This is a genomic window from Gordonia alkaliphila, from assembly GCF_023017165.1.
In the GTDB taxonomy this organism is placed as follows: Bacteria; Actinomycetota; Actinomycetes; order Mycobacteriales; family Mycobacteriaceae; genus Gordonia; species Gordonia alkaliphila.
In genome coordinates, this window is sequence record NZ_JALKBW010000002.1 from 108,529 (window position 1) to 128,923 (window position 20,395).

Genomic DNA, 20,395 nt, shown 5'->3' on the forward strand with positions numbered 1-20,395 from the left:
GGGTGCCAAACCACGCCACCGGGCCCGGGGCGGTGGGGCAGCGGGCGTTGATCTTGGGAGCGCGGGCCGAAGGCTTGGCGAGTGCCGAACGTGCGAACTACGGGCGCTGCCGCTAGCACCAAGGGCGCCAGGCGGCCCGAAGCCGCGGGGGCGAACTTCGGTGTGAAGATGGTGCAGCGCCCCTCAACGGCGGAATCCCGGATGCCTCCACCGCGAACGGCGAGAGGAGTGAGCCAGGTGGCGCCGAACGCCGGAAAGCGAGCCCCCCGGACAGCGCACCGATGCCCTGCGGGGCGCGGCCGCGGCTGTCCTCGGCCGAGGACTGAACAGTCCAGGTATGGAGTCAGTGAAGGGGTCTCCCGGAACGATCAGTGCACGCTCGGGATCCCCGGTTGAACCCCGGGCGGATCCACTACCCCGGGCGCGCGCCCATTTCGGAGTTCACTGGGGCACGAGAGTTGGGGGGCACCTCGAAGCCGCGAGATGTTAACGACCCCGGTCAGGAATGTCGCACTGCAGATGGAACCCTGAAGCCACGGCGGGGAGACTTGGACTGAACTATGTGCCCAACCACAGGGGCGGCGTAGTCGCATTCTCTCCGGGAGAATCGGGTGCCCGACCGCGGAGATTGGGGAGTGAACCATGCGAGGAAAACAGTGCGCCCCAACTCCGCTGAAAGGAGTGGGGCGCACGAGTGCGTTGCAGGGGCGGGGCTAGTCGCTTCTGCGGTCGACGAAGTGGTCCATGACGACGTCGAGGTGGGCGCCGGACCGCTCCGCAGTAGCTGCCATCCAGTGGCCAACCAAGCGGGCTGGCCATCGGCCGTCGGCCACCAGCTCGATACGTGCACCGCCGGACTCGCCAAGCTCTACGGTGTAGGGGCGCCCAGTCTCAGAGATGATGTCGTGGGCCCAATCTTCCAAGGCGCCCCAGTCGTCCAAATAGGGATGCGGATCGCCGCTGTTGATGAGCTGAGCAAAGCGACGCAACGCCTCATCGGCATCGTCGAGCTGCCGATTCAGGTGGTCGTGGGTGTCGGTCATGGCGCGACAGTAACAGTCGGCCCGGACGGCCCCTGCAGCAAAAAGCCGAGGCTGGCGCCCCTGGAACAGTGCGGGTTTCGGGCACGACTTCCCGCGGTGTCACGACTACTCTCGCGCGCAGGATGCAACGTGCATTAGCAGGGCCCCTCGGGGCTTGGCCGACAAAGAATTCCTGGCCGACAGGAGGAAGGGTGGGGCTACGGACATGGGGCTTTTGACCGATGACGAGTGGACCGGAGGGACCGGTTCCGCGCGGCGACGAACCACGCGGTCGGCACGGCGGGGTAGCGGGGTGCCCGCGGAGCGAGGCAGCAGACCGGAGCCCGCGAAATCGCCGCAGAAAGACAGCGCGAGGGGTCGAGGGCCGGACCAGATCCGAGCGCGAAGTAGCGTGTTCGGCACTGTGAAGACGCGGATCTTCCTGGCCGTCTCATGGGTGGTGATCGCAGGACTCGCGGTGGCGCTGGTGATTGTGGCCACTAGACAGAACGACTCAGTGCGCGTCGCTGATCCCGCTCCGCCAGCGACCGCCGGTGCGCCGAAGGGCGAACAGATGACCTTGGGTGCGGTTTCCGCCGCGGTGGAAGCACTGCGGACGGCGTCGTCGATGACCGTCCGCGGCGAGGTGCAACAACTGGCAGCGACTATCGACGTGACCTACTACACCGATGGTCGATGGGGAGCGGGGACGATCTCTGCCGCCGGCGCTGACGGCAAGGTTCTTGTCCGTTCCGGCCAGGTCTTTGTCGAGGGGCCCGCCTCGCTGTGGCGGGCAATGGGAGTCGACGCCGCCCAAGCGCCAGGCTGGGTGAGGGTTCCAGACGAGCTCTCCGGCCAGAACATCGCGCCGTCGAACCAGCGACTTGCTGACGCGCTGGCACTCAAAGAGTCTGGGGTGGTCGACTCCGCGGAGTGGGACTACCGGACTGCTGACGGCACGGCATCGATCGGCAAAGACAGCAGGTTCACCAAAGTCGTAGTCGGGGGGCTGTCGGCGAGGGTGGTGCTGAACGAACCGGTGCCTGCGGAAGGAACCGCGCCGGGTGAGGTGCGCGACGAGATCGTCCGGGGAGAGCGCGGTCAGTGGGAGCTGCGTGCGCTCGCGGCTCCCGCGCCTCCGGCGCCGTAGAGGTTCGGGAGTCGAGCCGAATTCCGCGCCGGCCCACGGAATTGGCGGCACTAGGCCATGTCGTCGGCGACAACGATGATGCGTCGCCGATAGAGTTGGCGCCACTACTTGTATGGACTCACTAGCTCAGGCACGTCAGAGAAGTCAGGAGGCGGTTATGGCCGATAGTTTGCCCGGAAGTCAGCATGGGGCGCACGCCTACTCGCAGGAGTCGCAGGTGGAGTCGGTGCAGCCGATCCCCTACGAATTCATCACCGCGATCGCTGGCGAGTCTGGCAACGTGTGTGGCCGAACCATGGTCTCCGCCGCTGACTGTGCCGCGACAGAGGGGAAGCTCACTGGCTACGGATTGACAGTCACGAGCACCACGACCAAAGGCTCCTTCGCGTTCCTGGTCTACGAGGGGCCCCTCGCTGCCGTGCGCCGGTGGCTTCCCGAACACGAGATCCGTCGGTACTGGTACCCGCCGCTTCCCGCCGGTGAGACGCTGACGTACGTTCCCACGAAGGAGCAGGCCTTTCCCGGGCTGTTGTGAAGCGCGAGTAGCGGCCGATGAGGGAGAGCGTCTCGGGGCTCACAAACGAAACAGTCGGGATTGATCAGGAGAGATGAGAGCCAATGGCAACCAAGAGCACGATCGTCGCGAAGATCGCTGAGCGCTGCGACCTTCCCTCCGAGGTAGTGGCAGCAGTGGTCGACGAATTTGCTGTGTGTGTCATCGAAGAGCTAGGGCAAGGCGAGCCCGTCACGCTCCGGACCTTCGGGAGCTTCCGGCCGATCGTGCGACGCGCTCGGCGCTCCCGGAACCCGGAAACGGGCGAGTACTTCATCGCAAAAGAGACCGTGGTGCCGAAGTTTTTCCCCTCGGCGCCCTTCAAGACGGCCGTTGCTGAGGGAGCCTCGGCAAACCCGAAAATCGCGGAACAACTGCGCGAAGCGGCTATACGCGACTAGGCGATCGGTAGTCAAAATTCGGTACCGTCGAGTAGTCGAAATCGGGTTCCTCTCCGCCCGTAATCGTGATGTATGCTCAGTGGTGCCTCGCCTAGCGCGAGCAATTTCCCCGGGTTGGGTGGTGCCGATCCGCGGGTGGTGAGATAGCCGGGTTTTTACGCGACCGGCTTGACAACGAGTGGACCAGCCCAGGCTCAATGGGCTGGTCCACTCGCATTTTCGGGGCAGATCTTCCTGCAAGGGAATGACTGGCGGGGGTGCTGGGGGAAGACGCAGAGGCCGGCATGCTGGTCGAGATGGGCCGCGAAGTCCGCCAACCCTCGACAACCGGCCGTCCGGTATCGGGCCCACCCGGTGGGCGGGGTCGATGGGGCTGTGACGGGGGCGCGCTCGGGGCAGTTAGCGGGAGCGATTCTGACGTGAACGGCGGGCCCGAATCGCGTACCAGGCTGCGGAACCAACTCCGGCAGTCCACAGCACGTAGGCCGGCAGAAGCGTCCACACTGCGGCTTGGTAGCTCGACAGTACGGCGGCGGCGGGAGCCAAGGTGACGAACACGAGAGCCCCGGCACGGTAGCTACCGAGAAGGACGTCCGTCCGCGGCGCGCCGCTGCGGACCAGAAGTTGGTGAGCGCCGGCGGCCGATCCAGCGCTCAGCAGAAGTACCGCAGAAATCAGAAGCATGCTCGGGACCGCCGCCAGTGCGCCGCGAGGACGCCGGCGTGGCGGCGCGGAAGAACGTATGCGTGCAATGCCATGGCTCCTTCTCAGAGTCTAAGTCGATCCTGCCGGAGTGAGCAGACAACAGCGAGCTTCTGCAGCGGCGATTTTCCGGTCCGGCACGAGCGCCAGCGCCAGTATGCGCGCCGCGAGGAGATGGGCCAGGGGCGGAATACCCATTCGACGCATAGCCATGGGCGCAGTACTCGGAGGGGCGCCGGCTACGGAGCGGGGAGTTTGGATGGCGATAGCGTCTCTGCTTGCTACTGAGTCAGTGAACGGGCGGTCGACGGGCAGCCGGCGGGCAGCGGAATGGGTAGCCGGCGGGCGATAGGGGGATAGGTAGCGAGGCTACAGCGGAGACCAAGAGGGGCCGACAAGGACATGCTGGCGGGACGACCACGGGCCCACGATGGGCACCCGGCGGAGCTCCGGCGGGCTGGTTCGCCGAGGCGCTCGCAGGGCCAGCCGGGCGGGCGGGCAACGGACACGACACGGGTATGTAGTGGGTATGCAGCGGGCAATAGAGGCGATCAATCTAAGCGGACGCTGACTTCTGGCTATGTCGGAAAGAATGATGGCAGAGCCCAAACACTGCTGGTAGGTGCAATATAGCTGCGGCGGGGTTGTCGGGGGTGACAGCTGAGAGGGCTCGTTCTAGGCAGGCCGATAACCCAGATGGGTCATACGGTGGGGATATGGGTAGCCGCGTCGTCCACTGTGTTGCCGGGAACGGCTGCGTGTGGGGTGGCCCAGCGTTCGGGGGCGGAAGGTTGGCTCCTCGTGGAAGGACCCGCTGAAATTGGGGCGGGGCTCGGCGGAGTCGGACGCAAGCCCCGCCGGGATGGTGCGAGGGTGCGTCACGTTCACGGAGATCCGCCTGCGGGGTAGTGGCGGACAGGCGGCTCGTAGGGGATGAGCGCCAGCGTTCGCGCGAGCACTACTCTGTCATGCGATTTTGCGGGGCAAATAGGCACTCGGCGGTGATGTCCGCACTGTGTGCGCGGAACCAGCGGGGCGCGGCGGGCGGTAATGGACGCGCAGTGTTGCGCCAATCGAGAATATCGATCCGCTAAGGGAGTGATCTTCGATAGAAAGCGTCCGTCCCCGCTGATAGCGTCCATTGCACATTGACGATAGTTCGCCGATGGAAGGCCGAGTCGGACCAACCGGAAGGGGGCGGCGGAAGGCGCGAAGTGAAACTTCCTCTCGCGAATTTCGCCCCGCGGACTGCAGCCCGCGCCTGCTGAACTTGTGCCTCGTAGGCGCGGGCTGCACTTCAAGTACTACCGGATCAGGTGCAGTCCTGCACATGCGGGTCGGAATCGGCGAGGTCCGTTCGCCTGAATTGCTGGACGAAATAGCAGGTGGTTCGCATGGGGTGGTGAGCACGAGCCTGTCTGAATAGGTCACTGAAACGGCCGGGGGCGTATGGGGGTACTGAAACCAGACGTGGGAGCACCGCGATTGCCATCCCTTGCATGACCAGTCCGCGGTGACGTGTGCGAACTGCGCGCGGCGAACAGAAATGGACGTTGAAACGAAGATGAACGAACGCGAAGAGTGCTCGAATGAGGAATCGATGGTCGCCCCACTGGCGATTCTCGTGGGAATCATCGCGATCCTGGGAACGTTGGTGCTGGTAGTAGGCCCACCAGACTTACTGTTTGGGGGCAAGGACGCAGCCAGCGTCGATCGCTTGAGCTCGGAGCAGATCGAGTACCAACCAACCAACCGGGGAGTCCTTGCCCCGACCGAGGTCGACGAGATCATCCGAGAAGCGGCCACGTTGAACGGAATCTCCGACTACGACCAGAGCCTGGAGTGGGTCACCGGGCTGCGCTCTCTCATCGACAGGGAATCTGGCCGCAACAGCGATGCCGTCGCTCAGAACAACCTGGGGCCGGTGGCCGCAGACGGACGGTCAACCCAAGCCCCGCGGGGCCTGGCTGCGTTGACCCCAGAAGTGTTCGGGGAGCACCACCGGAAAGGCTCGTCGAGAAACATCTACGACCCAGTGGCGAATACCGCTGCCGCGATCGGGTACATCGACAGCCAGCGAAACGGGGTCCCGGTGGGCGAGTTCATCGCCCGATTCCTCAACTGAAATGGGTGCTACAGCATACTGCGCGACCGATTCGAGGACGGAGCGAGCAGGAGTGGCTGACGTCTGAGAGCGAGTGCGGGCTCGATCGCTGCGCCGCCGCACGGCCGGGCGCAGAAGGGGTCTGCTGGTGGCCAGATTCGTTGCGAAGGAAGAGGGGTCAGAGTGCCGTCGGAAGATTGGCGCGGCGGCCCGAGATCCGGAGAATCGTATCAATCAGGTCGGCGCCGTAGAGGTCAGCGGCGCGGGCAGAGTCGGTGAAGGCGAGTCGGACGAGATCTTCAAGTCGTCGCTGGGAGGCGGCACCGAACAAGCCGATCAGTTCATCGAACAGCTCGTCATCGATTGTGCCTTCGCCTTCTTCGCGAATCTCAGTTCCGATCCGCTCCATCAGGAAGCGAGTAGCGATGTAGGCGACCTCGTCGCCGGCCGGTCCGGAGGCGGCGCCGCGAGCGATCGCCTGAATGTACTTCAAGACCTTCCCCGTGATCGGCTCGGCGTTGATCCCGCCCCAGAACCCATGCAGGAGAACGTTCTTGTCGGTGTTCAAAGGCATCATGCTGGTGAAGCAGTTCCCGATGACGGGGCAGGACTGGCACAGAGGTTCGAGGGTTTCCTTGTTCCAGCTAGGTCGGTCGAAGAACAGCTCGGTGTCGACGCCCTTGCAGCCGGCCGCAAGGTTCCAGTTCGCGCGCATGAATGCCAACGCGTCTGCCTGCCGATCCTGCGGCACCGCCTGGCCGGTGGGGGAACTCATCGCAACTCCTTCGACATGCCCGCTGCAGATAGATCCAACCTGCATTCGCATTTAGCATAGAAGCGTAGCCCATGGTGTACAGCTCGACACGAAGGAGAACCTGTGGCTGACAGTTTGAACAGGCCTGACGGCGTCGCCGCGCCGCGGGGAAATCTGACCATCGAGCACCTGGGATACCTGTGGGAGACCGGCGTGCTGACCTCCCCGCTCGACCACCTGGGGCCGATGCCTGCAACCCGCATCACCTTGCCCGCCGAACACGCCAAGCGTGACCTCATCGGGCACGGGTTGCTGACAGAGTCCGGGGAGCGCACCGAGTTCGCCAAGTCGGTACTCGCCGCGATTCTGGCACCAGACGAGGCGTGGTGGGGAGTGATCCTGTTGCGCAGCATGGCGGATACGGCGCCGATCGAGGTGCCAGAAGAGCTGAAGCGGTTCGAAGGGCTCGCCGAGTCGATCATGACGATTCCCAAGGTCTACTTCACCATCGCCTACAGCGGCGGGACCTGCGCGATCGCGGTCCGCTCCGGGATGAACGTGTCCATTGCCACTGTTCCTGCACACCAGCCGCGGAGGGACCAGGTGGCCGACCTGCTGATGGAGATCGTCAACCCTCAGCGGCAGTGGGCGCCCGCCGCAGACTGGGCTGAGCTGGTTGTCCCTCACGAGGCGACCCGCAAGTACGGCAGAACGGGCCAGACAGGGGACGAGCGTCTCGACGCCAAGGTGCGGCTTCGCCGACGGAAGGCGTACCAGGAACAGGGGATGTCCGACGGTGACGTTGACCGCGCATTGCGGCTACTCGAAGACACCGGGCAGTGCGCGGCTTCTATGCAGGTGCAACATCGTGACTCGATGGGGCGCGACACCCCGACGGCGTTCTCGATTGAACTTCTGTACCAGCAGGGGATGATCGTGATCTACCCGGCGTTGGGGTTTGACCGGGCGTGGTGGCTTCGGATGGTGCGCGCCGAGAAGAGGAACGTGGCCTTGGCGGCTGAGGCAATCGCCGCGACACCACACTTCGTCTTCGAGGTGCAGTCGAACTCGACTACCAGCGTGGGCCGATAGAGGCCGCGCCGTCGTTCCTGTAGCGAGCAGGAACGACGGCGCGCAGGACTATCGAGGGTCTTACATGCCCGGCGGGGTGAAACGCTGCGTGGACAGGCTGGCAGCGTCCGGGACGGTCACGGTGCCCAGTCGCTGCCCCGGAGAGGAAACGGAGGCTGCTGACGCGGCCGGGATGATCGACGCCAGAGCAGCACTGGGCAGGTCGGGATGGGTTCCCACCGATTCGGTGATCTCCCACCACGGCCCGCGCACCCACGGCCACATCTGCTCCCAGTCCGCCAGGACAAGTCCTTCGGTCGGATAGTCGTCGTAGAGGACGTGCCCGCTGGGTGCCCCCTCCGGTAACGCCGTGGAACCGGGAGCATTCGCCGAGGACTGTTGCTCGTTGAACATGCTGGGATCCTGCGGCGGGACGTACAGCGGCGCCGGCGGGGGGCTAGGCGGCGTCGGCCGCACGGGGGTGGACGTGGGCGCCGCAGTGGCCTCGGCGGCGGTGACTTCTGTTCCGCGGGACGAAGCCGGAGCGGCCAGGGTCGAGGAGGGAGCCGGCGGCTCGGCCGGTGCGGCAACCGTGGGCGGTGCAGCCGCGGGTTCCTCGTCCTCGGTGTACTGCTCGGAGGACTCGTCTTCGGGGTTGCCAATCCATGCTGACGCTGCGGCCGAGAAGATCTGCAGGTCACTTCCTGCCAGCACTGCGCGGCGGTTGCCGACAGCGGTCGAGAAGTCGTAGAGCGCAATCAGCCCGGTGCGGTGGGGCTGGTGGAGAAGGACCCGGCTGCTGTTGCGGGCCGTCACGGCTGTGGTCGAGCCCTCGATCAAGTGAATCGTCGACACGTCGGCCACGGTCGCAGTTCCCGCGGTCGAGTAGATCTCGGTGGCGTCGTTGCCGTGCACAGTGCCGCTCTCCTGCTGCACCAGTGCGCCGTATGACACGACCGTGGAGCTACCGGTGACTCGGATCAGGGGTCGGTGGACATCCTGCGGGGACTGGTCGTTCCCGTCGCTGGGTTCCGGGGCGAAGGCGTACACCAGTGCGCCGTCCCCGACGTCCAGCCGGGTGTCACCCATCACGATGATGGTCATTCCTGCCGCGTTCTCGATTTTGTGTTGTCCACCGTCGCGGAGGACGAGGACCGGGGAGTGGGGTTGCTGCATCTGGGAGATTCCTTCCAGGGGAGTAATGCGTACCAGATTAATCGACGGTGGTGGCTGTTCGCTCCCGTAGAGCGTGTCTTAGGAGACCGGTGTCCGGGGCTCCCGCTAGGGTTTATTTCATAAGAATGGGCCATGATGTGCGGTGCGCCAGGCCTCGCACGCGATCCAGTGATGTGGGGAGCGGCGAGTCTGTGTTCGGCGCGCGGCGACAAACGAGAAGGGGCGTGCAGTGCCAGAGAAACCGTTCACGATTGGCGAAAAAACCATCATGAACATTCCGGCGGAAGATCTGCTGGACATGTGCTCGCTGCGGGGCGCGGACGTTCTGGTTGCTCCGGGGCAGCAGGCAAAGAAGCCGGGTCGGGACCTCGACACGGCCAGGGAAGCGGTGAAAGTCGGCGGTCTGCTGATTGCGATGACGAGCCGCACACGGGGGTTGAGTACCTACGTGGAGACCGTTGCCGACGAGGGGCATCCCAACGCCTTGACCAGGATCACTCTGCCCCGAACGCGTAAGCATGTGCGGTCAGTTGATGGTGGGGGCACCGTCACGATGGAGCGGTTGCGTGAGCTGTTCGCCGACGTCCCGAACGGGGCGAAGGTCGTGGGCCTGACCTCTTGCGGAGGTGCGCTACTGGTCTTGGCCGTGGAACGTGATTTCAAGCTGGTGTGCACAGAACCGGACGTGCACGAGTTCATGTGCGCAGTGGCCAACGTGGGCCGGCAACTTGACTACCGGCCGATCGACGAGATCGTTGCAGAACCATCTGCAAATGGCCAGGAACAGTAAAGGGGGGATTGAGACATGGCCATTGGATCATTCGAAATCCCGGCGTCGCAGTTGGCGACGTTCCTTCGTGTCTGCAAGACGCACCTGTATTCGGGGAAGCAAGGAGCGGAGAAGAATGCGCTCGATTCCATCCTCGTGTACACGATCTCCGGTGAGTACGGGGATACTCCGGGTGTTGGAACCATTCTTCTGGGGGTGTCCAGTGACGGTCTGTGTGCCTCGTTGATGAGCAAGCCGTGCGGCGGCGCGCTTGACGATGCCATCCTGGTCCCCGGGGACCGGATCGGAACGATCACGTCGTGGCTGGGAGACGCAGTCCGGGAGAGTCGGGCCGAGAAGAGCGAGGACCCGCTGGTGCTGTGGTCGGTATCCAACGGTTACGAGTCAAACCTGCGCACTTCGCCGTCGCGAACTGAGTCCCTGCGGGTGAATACGACCAGCAGCGAAGAGTACCCCGAGCGCGAGATTCAGGCGATTCTGAAGGCCCGCGACGACGGTGCCGAGACGATGACTGACGCCGACGGCAACGAGCTACCGGTAGGCGCGATGTTCTCTTTCGGGCCGGCGTCGCAGAAATCGCACGCGGTCCGGGGGATCCTGGGTGGTCGTATCGACTACTACCCGCCGAAGCACCCGACCGGCGTGTGGGCGGTGGAAGACAAGGCGAACGGATGGCGAGGGGCATTCCCTGCGGAGAAGTACAGTGTCGGAAACGATCTGGACAATCCGGAGATCCCCCTCTACCTCCGGTGCGATGAATAGCTGAATGAGTGGCAACGGAACTGGGCGGTGCTGTGGGCGAGGAATCTGCAGCCGGAATGGCTCGAAAGGTGAGTAATGAGTGCACTTCCTTCTGACGAGTTCTTTTCGCTCCGAAGGCCTTGCGGGAATTGTCCGTTCAGGACGGATGTTGAGTTCCCGCTCACGAGGGCCGCGAGTATCGCCGATGAGTTGCGGAAGAAGAATGTATTTCTCTGTCACAAAACCGTGGACTATAGTGGCGACGACGGGGGAAACCAGGACCGAGCAAGAATGTGTGCAGGCGCCCGGGCGACAGCAGCCAATGACGGGATCATCGTGGCAGCAGAACAGGTCGCAACCCGCCTGGGGCTACCTGTCCCGGATACGGATCCAGACCTCCCCGTTTACGATTCTTTGGAGAACTGGGTGGAGTCGAAGCGGACCTAACCTCCTCGGCGGCAGCTGGTCCCAGGCGCGCGCACGAATCGGGGGAACATTAGGCCGCGGCCGGGGTGATCAGGAGCAATTCCTCCTGCGGGGTAGGTGTATCGGCGAAGTACCTACAGAAAATTCCCATCCACGCTTCTTGCTCGGCGGACCCGATCGACTCTGAGCTGACACCCATAGCGTGAGAGAAAATGTCGTAGGAGGAGAAGGTGCGGCCTTCGAGGTCCCAGGAGTCCTCGATGGCGAAGAGTCCCCTGATCCGTTCCTCGTGCAGCCCTCCGGGGCCAATGGCGAATCCCAGACGAATCGGGCCAGTCAGGCCAGGGGTACTGACTTGAGCCATATCATGCAGCCAATCGGCAATCGCGGCATCGCTGAAGTAAGATATAGCCCGAAGGGCTTCGGAATGCGAAAGCATAGATCCGATTCTATGTGAGCAGTAGCGCTTTCCGCGAGGTGCATTCGCGGCGTGTCATAAGGAGCGGTAATTGATAATTGATGGACCGAACCGTGAGGGCTAGTGCCTCGGGGCGAAAGCGGGAATTACGAGGAAGGCGATGCAAAAGCAATGATCGGCGATGAGTCCATTGGTGGCGGTACGCGGCGGGAAGTTGGGGCGCCCGAACCGGCGATAGTCGACGCCCGGGGCTCGGGGCGGAGCGAGGGACGCAGCGGGCTGCCGTGGCTGGAGATTGGCGCAGCGACCGTGCTGGCGGCCGGCGGTGTGCTGCTGGCAGTTCTCGGATGGTCGCGCATTTTTGGAGGCGGGGCCATCGCTGGCGGTGCTGGTGTTCTGGCGGTCGGGGCCGTCTTGTTGACGGCGTCCGGTGCGATCATGACGACGAAGGAACAGCGGCAGGAGATGGGCTGGCTCCGGGAGGGAAAACCCGCTCCGTGGCGGCTCGTCTGGTCGATCCTGTCGTGGTCAGTCGCCATCCCGATGGCGGTCACCGCAGTTGTGGCGCTGGCGCCGTAGACGAGATGGCCCGCACTCGCCCAGCCGGTCGAGACTGAGGACGCTCGTCGAGTGCAGCTAGCTGGCGACCGGCTCGACCGGCTGGCCGCTGCACGTCATAGCCGCAGCCATCAGGTCGTGGCCGGACTCGGTGAGAGTCAGCTTGCAGAGGGCTGCGCCGCGATGGACTGTGTACTGGCCGGGCTCGGGCGGGGAATGCAGCAGCCCTCCGTTGACGCGGGCGATGTCAGGCCACGCCTGTGCGAGCTGGGTATTGGCCGCGGAGGTCCGCTTATCTGCGAGGTATCCATGGTGGCTGGTCTGGCCGAAAATGCTGGCGAGCAGGTAGATCGCCCCGAAGGCGGCGAGCACAGCAACCCTGCGCGTCGCGAGATACCCCATGCGCGCCAGCCCCGCCAGGACCACCAGGAACACGACGCCGATCAGGGTGATCGCTTTCCAGGGCACCGCAGTGCTGCCGGCCGACAAATCGATGATCTCCGAGTACATGCTGTCTCCTTCGGGGGTAGTTCGAATATGAGTGCCACCTCATGAGCCTGACACTACCTAGAAGCCCGATAGTAGGGCAACAAGAAGCCCAAAAGTGGTGGAATGTGCGGGCCGCGCCCGGGTGCTCAGGGGCGCGGACGAAGGGGGGGCGCCGAACGGCGAATCGGAGGCGGCCCCAAGTTCGTGGACAGCCGGAGGAGAGCCCGGGAGGGGCTGTCCGCGAAGTCAGTTACGGTTCCATGTGCGGCCCAAGAGGATCGAGTGCCCTTCCGCGCGGAGACCTCCGGGCAACGATGGAAGAGGGAGAGTGCAATGACAGGTGGCGACCGCCAACTGGCCTTGTTCGACGTCGTCGGCGATGCCGCGCAGGCCCCGCATGTCCAGGGCTTCCGGGCGCCCGCGGTACAGGCGATCGCTGGAGTCACCTACCGGCAGCTCGACTACTGGGCTCGCACGGGAGTCATCGAGCCGAGCGTCCGGTCCGCAACAGGCTCGGGAAGTCAGCGCCTGTACTCCTTCACTGACATCGTCATCGTCAAGCTCATCAAGCGGCTCCTGGACACCGGGATCTCCCTGCAGAGCGTGCGCAAGGCAATCGACCTCGTCCGCTCACGCGACCCCGAATCCCTGTCCGAGATCACGCTGATCGGCGACGGCGCGACCATTTACGAGCTGTCCGAGGACGGCGACATCATCGACATCCTCGCCGGAGGCCAGTGCGTGTTCGGCATCGCCGTCAAGCACACCGTCGCCGAAGTTCGCGGCTCGGTGTCTGAGTTCGTGGCCGAAACGGGCCGGGTCGACGAAAGTCCGTCGCCAAGTGTCAACGATGAGCTCGCCGCCCGCCGCAAAGCGAAAACCGCAAGCTGATCCTTCAAGAGAGAGACGATCATGAGCACTATCGACCTGCACTGGAAAGGCCGCCTGCGAGAGATCGCAAATACCGGCCAGCACACCGGTGCCGAGATCGGCGAAGACGACCCGGGCAACTACCTCGAAACGGACTCGGCCGACGAGGGCTACCTGGTCGTGGGATTCACCGAATATCTCAACTTTCCGATCGACAACGGGGACCTTCCCTCCGCGATGGTGGAGGAGGGGTGGCTCACCGATACGGCACTCACCCTCGCCCGCGACGCGATCTCCGAGATCCTGACCGAACGCTCCGGGCTGCCCGCCGACGTCATCGAGACGCTGTCGGTGGATCACCTCACCGGAGACTATCCGGGGATCGCTGTGGAAGTCACCACCCCTATCGACGATCCGCGCACCGTGGAGGAAGTCTTCGGCGCCGTCATGAACCGCTTCTGGGCGGCACTGACCAACATGACCGACCCGGGCACATTCAACTACCCCTACCTCTGGTCTCGAGTCGCGTAGCGCCATGAGCATGACTGACTTCGGCGGAGCTCCCCGCACGCCCGACGCATCCGACCGAGGCGTTCGAACCGCCGCGATCGAACAATGCTCCGTGTACGCCCACCAGTCGAGCCACGTGGAAGGCTGTCACACGCCGGATGTGGTCAACGTCGAGATCGACGCACCGCCCGGCGTTACGGTCCGAATTCACCTCAACGACGGCAAGATCTACGAAACGGTGGTGCCGGACTAGGTCTATCGGGGACTGGTGGGGTTGCGTAAGCGCACATCGGATCGCGCCATTCCGGCGAGACAAGTAGCAGCCCCGGACGTGTCGGTGGTGTGTGTGACGATGGATATGAGTAGGCCGACTCGGTGCCGCCACGCGCAAAGGAGGAGCCGTGGGGTCTCGACCGCACACAGGATCCCCTCGGGGGGGGGGGGCTGCGGCGAGCCGGATTCGAGGCTGGCGTGATAGGCAGCCCGCCGGCAACCCCCAAGGGCCGAGAAGAGGAAAACGAGGGAGAGAAATGGGCGTGAAAGAGAAGAACCTCGCTAGCGAACATCTCAAGGGCCTGTTGGCGATGGAAGCCGACGGCCGCGTTCGTATCGAGTACGGATTCAACTCCGGCGGATATGAAAGCAACGTCTACTTCGTCACCAAAGACGGAGGCTGTCTGCATATCGACACCGTCATCGCCGAGATCGACGAAGTCGACTTCACCGACCCTGACGACAGCCAGTGGTTCATCATCGGGAGCGACGTCAACTACGAGGACGGCGAACTCTACGACGCTCACACCAACGCGCTGATTCCCGCCGCGTACGGCGACTGAGAAGAAGGATCCTGGGCGACCATGGCAGACATCACGAAGTATCAGCTGGTGGATAGTTCCGACCACGAAGTCGACGGACTGTACGACTCCGAGCAAGAGGCAATCGCCGCGGCCAGGGCCAAGGGGAACCATGCGGTGATCGCCGTGGAGTTCGAGTTCAGCGACTCCGAACTCGTCTGGACTCCCTCCGGGCAAGGGTCGTGGCCGCCCCGCGGCTGATAAGAGGACAGCTCGTCAGGCCCGCCCGCCGCACGGCACCGAGCCGCGCCATTGATGGCGAAATGCTGCGAATCCCGCTCCGGGCCAGGCAGTGGGCAGACTCTCTATCGCCCGAGCCGGTTTTCGTTGGACTCGGCGGCAGGGGCAGTGCGTGGCTATCGCCGTCTGTGACCTCGATGCCCGTAAGAGCATTGGAAAGCGGCCGCAGGCCCCGTGCCGACGGGAGGTCGGCGTGTAGTGCTGAACCAGGAGCCAACCGGCGGGCACGAGGCGCATGGCAAAGGGCATTCAACGGCAATAGCGTGTCCCTCAACTGGCTACACAGAAAATGGGTATACATTGGAGGCAAGAACGGGTATATATTGGATCCGAAGTGGCGGGAGATCGCGGAGCGGCCCTTCTCGCTGAAGGCCATGAGGAAAGGGGACGTTCCATGGCGGTTCGCAAGCCCAGCGAGGGTGCGGTGGCAGACAACCACGCGCTCCTAGTCACGGACTTCGGGTTGTGGACCCCGTCGGGGCGTCGGCTCTACGACAAGCCGATCGAGTCCGTTGATCAACTCCTGCGTGCACTGCTGTGGCGTCGACATGACCTCAGAGCGGCGAAAGTGCCGCCCCAGGCGTGGATTCTCGCCGGAGCCTGCGAACAGCTGGGGTGGGGGCCGGATGCAGTCGACCCCGGCGAAGAGGACGATCCGATCGAAGAGGTGATCGGCCGACTGGATGCGGTGACCGACGAACTGTTCGCGCCACTGCTTGCCGAAGACGATGACGACGACGGTTGGCACCTGTTTCGTCCGGCCGGGGAATCGGGCTGGCGCATCCATCTCCTGCACACCGCGAACGGCGGCCGCGACCGGTTCCTGATCGACCTGTTCCTGGAAGGATGGGCGTCGTTGACCTCGCGAGATCGCTTCAACATCCTCGGCTCCAAGGCGCACGGTACGGTGTTCGACTTCGACAACGACCGCGACGGAGCCAGAGAACTTGGCCGCAGGCTCGTCTGGCACCTCGACAACTTGAAGGTCCTTCCCGGGAACACCCCGGCCAGAACAGGCGCGGCCATGGCCGACCGGATCTGGGACACCCGGAAGAAGAACGCCAAGACCACCAAGGCTCGCTCGGGAACGAAGGCGCCGGGCGCGTTCCCGGTGAAGGCGACCCCACTGCCGCCGGTCGACGACGACTTCGTGGAGGACATCGAGCCGGTCGGCACCTGGTCCCGGGCGGTTGGCACCGACGAGTTCGTCGTCGGTCCCCGCGCCGGGGGCGAGGAAGTGATTCGGCTTGTGACCATCGACCAGCGGGCCTCCTACCTGGCCTCGGCCGGCATGGTCTCCCTGGGGCTGGGCGAGCTTCAGCACCTGGCGGGCGACGATGCCGCAGCCCAGTTGTCCGAGTCCGCGACGCTACCGTTCGGGTTGTGGCGAGTGACCCTGCCGGCGGCCGCGTCGCTGGGACTGCCGCCACTGCTTCCGCTGCCGCATCCCCGCATGGCCATCGACCGGGACACGCAGATGTGGGTGACCACCGAGTCAGTGAAGTCACTGACGGCGCCGATCGCCTCGGGCGGGGCGGGACTGGACTGGCTGGATCTGGGCGTCACCGAAGCATGGCTAACCGACCAGCAGGGCCTGGCGCTCAAGACGTGGAAGGAAGATCTGGCTGCGGCCAGGACCTCGGCCATCGACGCCGGTGACCCGGCCATGAAGGCCATGGTCGGCGACATCTACAAGGGCTACCTGGGGCGGATGGCAAACCCGGAACTGTGGCAGGGCCGACTGGCCCACCATCACCAACCGCTATGGCGGGCCAGCATCATCGCCCACGCCCGGCACCGATCCCGGGCGAAGGCCACCGCGGTCGCCGCTGATCACCAGATCTGGCCCATCAAGTCGGTCACCGACTCCTGGACATACCTGGTCCCCGGCAACGTCGAGGTCGCCGACGACGCCCCCGGCCCCGACGGCACCGTCGGACGGGCAGGGCGCTACCTGGGCAAGTTCACCACCGAGTCCGACGTCGTCCTCGACGACGAGCGACTGCTGGCGTTGCTGAACACCACCACCGCCGCCGAAGTGACGCAAGCGGTCGACGCCATCGAACGGGCGGCGAAGAACCCCACTCATCCCGGAACTGGAGCCTGACATGGGCCAGTTCCGGCCGCGGCGCCGTTCAGTGCCGATGAAGACCACCCGCACCGGCACCGCCAGCGGCGACAACATCGACGTCGCCAACTCCGCGATCCGCGACATGGCCCAATGGCCATCGGAACGAACCCTCGTTCCGCCCCGCGAACCGACGATCCGCGACATGCTCAACAACCTCACCGAGGAGCAGATCCAACGCGCCGCAACGCACGCCGGCCGGACCGCGCCGTCGAAGCGCACAGTTCGACGCTGGAAACAGCAAGGACGGATCCCCGATCCTCGGACAGCCGAACTCATCGCGCGCCATGACCTGATCAACCAGATCGGCGGCATCGACAAAGCCATGGATGTACTACAACGCTCCCGGTCCGCGCTCAACGCGTGGCTGGCAGGCACCAGCAACAAGATGCGCAAAGACGCGCGGGCGCGAGCCTCGGACGCCAAAGCGCTACAACGACTGGCCGACTCAGGAATCGATCCGAACACTCAGACACCACGGATCACCTTCGTCGCCGACGTCATGGTCCTGATGAGCAACGAACAGTACGACTATCGTCGGCGCAAGGACTTCATCCTGGGTCCCAAGGCGCACCCGAGCGACCGCGTCGGCCAAGACATCGCCAAGGGCAACCACATGGACCGGGACACGATCCTGGCCTTCGCGATGGCTGTGGCCCGCAACGACTATGCCACCGTGGTCGCGCTCCTGCAGGAGTACACCTCCCTCCACGTCGCGGACTTCCGCGAGTTCGACAACAGTGCCGGATTCCACTTCGAGCACATCAGCAAGCTGCGTGTGCTGTGGCTGTGACCTACGGACCGGGCGCGCCGGCCCACGCAGACAGCAGCGACGACAGGCAGCACCGCATCCGGCGCCGCCCACCTTCACCAGACGCGGCGCCACTGACCGTCGACCGCGACGACCCGGTGCGATACATCCTCATCGCCGCCGACATCCCCGGAACAGCCCCGACGACCACAGACCCGACAGCCCCGGACATCGGCGCGTTCGCGCTGGCGGACTACGAAACCGGTGCAGCCTTCGAGTCTGCACTCCCCGGGCCCGGCCCCATCCCGCGCGATCCGGCCACGACAGCGCGCGCCGTACTCACCTGGCTACAAGGTCCCGGCCGGCTCGTCGCGGTCGCGGGCGATTCGGCCACCGACGTGCAGGTGCTGGCGCAGTGGCTCCACCACCACGCCGGCACCATCCCGTGGGGCCCCGACGTACGAACAATCAGCGACTTCGCTGCGGGACTGGTTAGGAGCTGGACCTGCACCGATGAGTGGGCCCTGCTGCGGGGCAGACCGGCCAACCCCGGACCCCTGGGAGTGGTCGACGGGAACGCGCGCGCCTTGGCGCGGCTGGCGATCGCCTTCGAGGTCGACGATCTTCCGCCGGTCGCTTGGTCGTTGCCGCCAGCCACCGAATCGATGCAGTCGGTGTTAACCAGAATGCGGGAGGCGGCGGGCGGGCCCCGCGTGCGCACTCCAGACCCTGCGGTGAACAAGCGGCGACGCAAGAAGCCCGCCGGTCAATCGACCACGGTTGTTCGCGGAGTTGCACTGGATCAGCAACTGAATGCGGCGATCACTCGGCTAGCGGAGGTGCGGGGAGTCCCGAAGTCGTCCTACGTGCGTTCGGCGCTGCTGGACTATCTGCAGTCGCCCGGGCCTGTACCGGAGAATCCTCCGGTCGGCGCCAGCAGAGAGGTGCTGCCCTACAAGGTGCGCCGCGACTTTCTGGCCGCGGTCACCGAGTCGGCCAAGCAGTGGGGCGTCAGTATCAGCGATGTCATCCGAGCCGGGCTGCTCACCTACCTCGACCAGCCACCCGAGGAACCCGCCGATATCACCACCGGAGCCGCAGGGGGAGACACCGGAGGCGGTGCGGGGTGAAACGGCCGAAAGGCCCGGCGCACTGTAGGTATAGCCCGGCCCGGGACCTCGCATAGGGGGCGTTTGCGGCGCGAGATGTTCGCGGCCCCGCCGATATGCTGGGGACAAAGCCGTGCTGACCTGATCGACTAAAGGAGACGAGCGCGTGTTCTATGGCCTGTTCCCGCCCGAGGTGAATTCGGGAATGTTCGACATGGGGCTGGGGCCTGCTCACTTCGCCGCCGCGGGCGCCCAGTGGGAAGTCCTTGCCGCGACCTTCGCGACTCAAACGATGGCTGCTCAAGCCAACCTTGCTGCCGCGCTGGCGGTCTGGAGTGGCGGCGCCCCGGTGCTCGTGCAGATGGAGTCGTCCAAGCTGCTGGCGTGGTTGGCTCAGGCGCAAGCGGTCTGCCAGAAGAACGCGGCCGCATGCTTCGCTGTGGTGCAGGCATGGTTCGCCGCACGGGCGACCATGGTGCCGCTACCGGTCGTCATCGCCAATCGGGTCGCGGCGGCCAGCGCGGAAGCGACGACAGTGGCTGCTGCCGCCGCCGGCCCCATCGGCGCGCCGATCGCGATCAGCTCAGCTGCTACGGCCGCGCAGTTGGAAGCGGCGTACGCAGCGATGTGGACTATGGATGCGACGTCGATGAGCGTCTATCACGGGCTGATCGTCGCGGCGACGGCGCCGGTGACGTTGCCGCCGCCGCCGATGATGGAGTCGTTGGGGGGAGTCGGGGCGTTGACGGCCGCGAACTCGGCACTGCGAGCCAGCGGGCAGCTGGGGCAGGCTGGGGCTGAGCGCGGCGGGAAAACCGTCGCCGAGCAGCTCGGTGGGCAGCCCGCGCAGCAAGCGATGTCGCAGGCATCGAGTATGCCTTCGCAGATGATGTCGCCGTTGTCGTCGAGTCTGTCCAATGGGATCAGCGACAACCAGTTCAACCAGATGATGCGCGACCGCGGACTGAACCCCGGTGACTTCGCGACCCCGGACCTGGGGGCGATGGCGTCGATGGGCGGCGGAGTCGGTGGCATGGGCGGCGTGGGTGGTGGTGGCGCCGGACTGGACGTGATGCCCGCGAGCGCCGCGCTGGCCGACATGACGGGGATAGCCCCGGCGGCGGCGTTCGCCGGGGTTTCTCCGGTCATGCCGACTGGCGGTATGCCGGCCTCGCCGATGATGGGCGGCGGCGGTGGCATGGTGCCGCCGATGACGGGCGCAGGGGCCGGCGCGCCTCGAAGTGCGGCGAAGAAGACGAGCACCGAAGCGATCCTCGCGGCGCACCCGGAGTTCGGGGAACTGCTGTCGCGGCGCGCGGACGGGCTGCTGGAGAGCGTCCCGGCCGGGGCGATGGTGGAGGAAGCCTCGGAGGAGGTCGCCGAGGACTTGGTCGCGGTCCCGGTCTTGGCTGCCCCCGACGAGACGCCCAAGCCGTAGAAAAGAAAGTGCGCTAAGGGGCCGTTTTTCGGTCGAAATGGCCCCGGTTGCCGGTGTTACCATACCGGCAACCGGGGTCATCCCGAGCCCGGAACACCGCTTGAGCGGCACTTTCGGTGTCGCCCACACTCAAAATGGCT

The 20,395-nt window shown here is 65.1% G+C and carries 23 protein-coding genes; 18 read left to right on the forward strand and 5 right to left on the reverse strand.

The window, feature by feature from the left end; translation table 11 throughout:
• Positions 1–713: 713 nt before the first annotated feature.
• Positions 714–1,043 carry a hypothetical protein gene (locus MUG78_RS17360; RefSeq protein WP_246997455.1) on the reverse strand — a complete coding sequence of 110 codons (330 nt, stop codon included), beginning with the start codon at positions 1,041–1,043 and terminating at the stop codon, positions 714–716.
• Positions 1,044–1,446: 403 nt separating this feature from the next.
• Here MUG78_RS17360 and MUG78_RS17365 point away from each other — a divergent pair, with 403 nt between their 5' ends.
• The 4 genes from MUG78_RS17365 to MUG78_RS17380 all read left to right on the forward strand — a co-directional run bounded on the left by MUG78_RS17365 (position 1,447) and on the right by MUG78_RS17380 (position 5,953).
• Positions 1,447–2,172, forward strand: coding sequence for a hypothetical protein (locus MUG78_RS17365; protein ID WP_246997457.1), 726 nt, complete (start codon positions 1,447–1,449; stop codon positions 2,170–2,172).
• Positions 2,173–2,389: 217 nt separating this feature from the next.
• Positions 2,390–2,707: a hypothetical protein gene (locus MUG78_RS17370; RefSeq protein ID WP_246997459.1), complete on the forward strand. Its 318-nt coding sequence runs from the start codon at positions 2,390–2,392 to the stop codon at positions 2,705–2,707.
• A gap of 83 nt (positions 2,708–2,790) precedes the next feature.
• Positions 2,791–3,126: an HU family DNA-binding protein gene (locus MUG78_RS17375; protein WP_246997461.1), complete on the forward strand. Its 336-nt coding sequence runs from the start codon at positions 2,791–2,793 to the stop codon at positions 3,124–3,126.
• 2,248 nt (positions 3,127–5,374) lie between these two features.
• Entirely contained in the window at positions 5,375–5,953 is a 579-nt protein-coding gene (locus MUG78_RS17380; RefSeq protein ID WP_246997463.1) for a lysozyme family protein, read from the forward strand.
• Between the two features lie 157 nt (positions 5,954–6,110).
• Here the strand turns inward: MUG78_RS17380 and MUG78_RS17385 are convergent, their stop codons facing one another.
• On the reverse strand, positions 6,111–6,707 hold the full coding sequence (locus tag MUG78_RS17385) for a WhiB family transcriptional regulator (RefSeq protein WP_246997465.1): 597 nt from the start codon (positions 6,705–6,707) through the stop codon (positions 6,111–6,113).
• 102 nt (positions 6,708–6,809) lie between these two features.
• Here MUG78_RS17385 and MUG78_RS17390 point away from each other — a divergent pair, with 102 nt between their 5' ends.
• Entirely contained in the window at positions 6,810–7,778 is a 969-nt protein-coding gene (locus MUG78_RS17390; RefSeq protein WP_246997466.1) for a hypothetical protein, read from the forward strand.
• A 60-nt stretch (positions 7,779–7,838) separates the two neighbouring features.
• Here MUG78_RS17390 and MUG78_RS17395 read toward each other — a convergent pair whose 3' ends face one another.
• Entirely contained in the window at positions 7,839–8,933 is a 1,095-nt protein-coding gene (locus tag MUG78_RS17395; RefSeq protein WP_246997468.1) for a hypothetical protein, read from the reverse strand.
• Between the two features lie 229 nt (positions 8,934–9,162).
• On the opposite strand from MUG78_RS17395, the gene MUG78_RS17400 reads away from it, so the two are divergent.
• The 3 genes from MUG78_RS17400 to MUG78_RS18480 all read left to right on the forward strand — a co-directional run bounded on the left by MUG78_RS17400 (position 9,163) and on the right by MUG78_RS18480 (position 10,911).
• On the forward strand, positions 9,163–9,723 hold the full coding sequence (locus MUG78_RS17400) for a hypothetical protein (protein ID WP_246997470.1): 561 nt from the start codon (positions 9,163–9,165) through the stop codon (positions 9,721–9,723).
• Positions 9,724–9,738: 15 nt separating this feature from the next.
• Positions 9,739–10,485, forward strand: coding sequence for a hypothetical protein (locus MUG78_RS17405; RefSeq protein ID WP_246997472.1), 747 nt, complete (start codon positions 9,739–9,741; stop codon positions 10,483–10,485).
• Between the two features lie 75 nt (positions 10,486–10,560).
• The gene (locus MUG78_RS18480) at positions 10,561–10,911 is read left to right on the forward strand and encodes a DUF6283 family protein (RefSeq protein ID WP_372493301.1); all 351 of its coding nucleotides are present in this window, start codon (positions 10,561–10,563) and stop codon (positions 10,909–10,911) included.
• 49 nt (positions 10,912–10,960) lie between these two features.
• Here MUG78_RS18480 and MUG78_RS17410 read toward each other — a convergent pair whose 3' ends face one another.
• On the reverse strand, positions 10,961–11,329 hold the full coding sequence (locus tag MUG78_RS17410) for a hypothetical protein (protein ID WP_246997473.1): 369 nt from the start codon (positions 11,327–11,329) through the stop codon (positions 10,961–10,963).
• A gap of 150 nt (positions 11,330–11,479) precedes the next feature.
• Here MUG78_RS17410 and MUG78_RS17415 point away from each other — a divergent pair, with 150 nt between their 5' ends.
• On the forward strand, positions 11,480–11,887 hold the full coding sequence (locus tag MUG78_RS17415) for a hypothetical protein (protein WP_246997475.1): 408 nt from the start codon (positions 11,480–11,482) through the stop codon (positions 11,885–11,887).
• A gap of 57 nt (positions 11,888–11,944) precedes the next feature.
• Here the strand turns inward: MUG78_RS17415 and MUG78_RS17420 are convergent, their stop codons facing one another.
• Positions 11,945–12,376 (reverse strand): hypothetical protein, encoded by a 432-nt coding sequence (locus MUG78_RS17420; protein WP_246997477.1) that lies wholly within the window; start codon positions 12,374–12,376, stop codon positions 11,945–11,947.
• A gap of 312 nt (positions 12,377–12,688) precedes the next feature.
• On the opposite strand from MUG78_RS17420, the gene MUG78_RS18195 reads away from it, so the two are divergent.
• The 9 genes from MUG78_RS18195 (at position 12,689) to MUG78_RS17465 (ending at position 20,255) form a co-directional block, all read left to right on the forward strand.
• On the forward strand, positions 12,689–13,246 hold the full coding sequence (locus tag MUG78_RS18195) for a MerR family transcriptional regulator (RefSeq protein ID WP_372493307.1): 558 nt from the start codon (positions 12,689–12,691) through the stop codon (positions 13,244–13,246).
• Between the two features lie 21 nt (positions 13,247–13,267).
• On the forward strand, positions 13,268–13,756 hold the full coding sequence (locus tag MUG78_RS17430; protein ID WP_246997478.1) for a hypothetical protein: 489 nt from the start codon (positions 13,268–13,270) through the stop codon (positions 13,754–13,756).
• A gap of 10 nt (positions 13,757–13,766) precedes the next feature.
• Positions 13,767–13,988: a hypothetical protein gene (locus tag MUG78_RS17435; RefSeq protein WP_246997481.1), complete on the forward strand. Its 222-nt coding sequence runs from the start codon at positions 13,767–13,769 to the stop codon at positions 13,986–13,988.
• A gap of 283 nt (positions 13,989–14,271) precedes the next feature.
• Positions 14,272–14,571 (forward strand): hypothetical protein, encoded by a 300-nt coding sequence (locus MUG78_RS17440; protein ID WP_246997482.1) that lies wholly within the window; start codon positions 14,272–14,274, stop codon positions 14,569–14,571.
• A 21-nt stretch (positions 14,572–14,592) separates the two neighbouring features.
• A complete protein-coding gene (locus MUG78_RS17445) occupies positions 14,593–14,790 on the forward strand; it encodes a hypothetical protein (protein ID WP_246997485.1) in 198 nt (65 codons plus the stop codon).
• Positions 14,791–15,223: 433 nt separating this feature from the next.
• Positions 15,224–16,936 (forward strand): hypothetical protein, encoded by a 1,713-nt coding sequence (locus tag MUG78_RS17450; RefSeq protein WP_246997487.1) that lies wholly within the window; start codon positions 15,224–15,226, stop codon positions 16,934–16,936.
• Positions 16,937–16,973: 37 nt separating this feature from the next.
• The gene (locus MUG78_RS17455; RefSeq protein ID WP_246997489.1) at positions 16,974–17,750 is read left to right on the forward strand and encodes a hypothetical protein; all 777 of its coding nucleotides are present in this window, start codon (positions 16,974–16,976) and stop codon (positions 17,748–17,750) included.
• Positions 17,747–18,838 (forward strand): YlcI/YnfO family protein, encoded by a 1,092-nt coding sequence (locus MUG78_RS17460; protein ID WP_246997491.1) that lies wholly within the window; start codon positions 17,747–17,749, stop codon positions 18,836–18,838. Before MUG78_RS17455 ends, MUG78_RS17460 begins: the two co-directional genes overlap by 4 nt.
• A gap of 145 nt (positions 18,839–18,983) precedes the next feature.
• On the forward strand, positions 18,984–20,255 hold the full coding sequence (locus MUG78_RS17465; RefSeq protein WP_246997493.1) for a PPE domain-containing protein: 1,272 nt from the start codon (positions 18,984–18,986) through the stop codon (positions 20,253–20,255).
• Positions 20,256–20,395 lie beyond the last annotated feature (140 nt).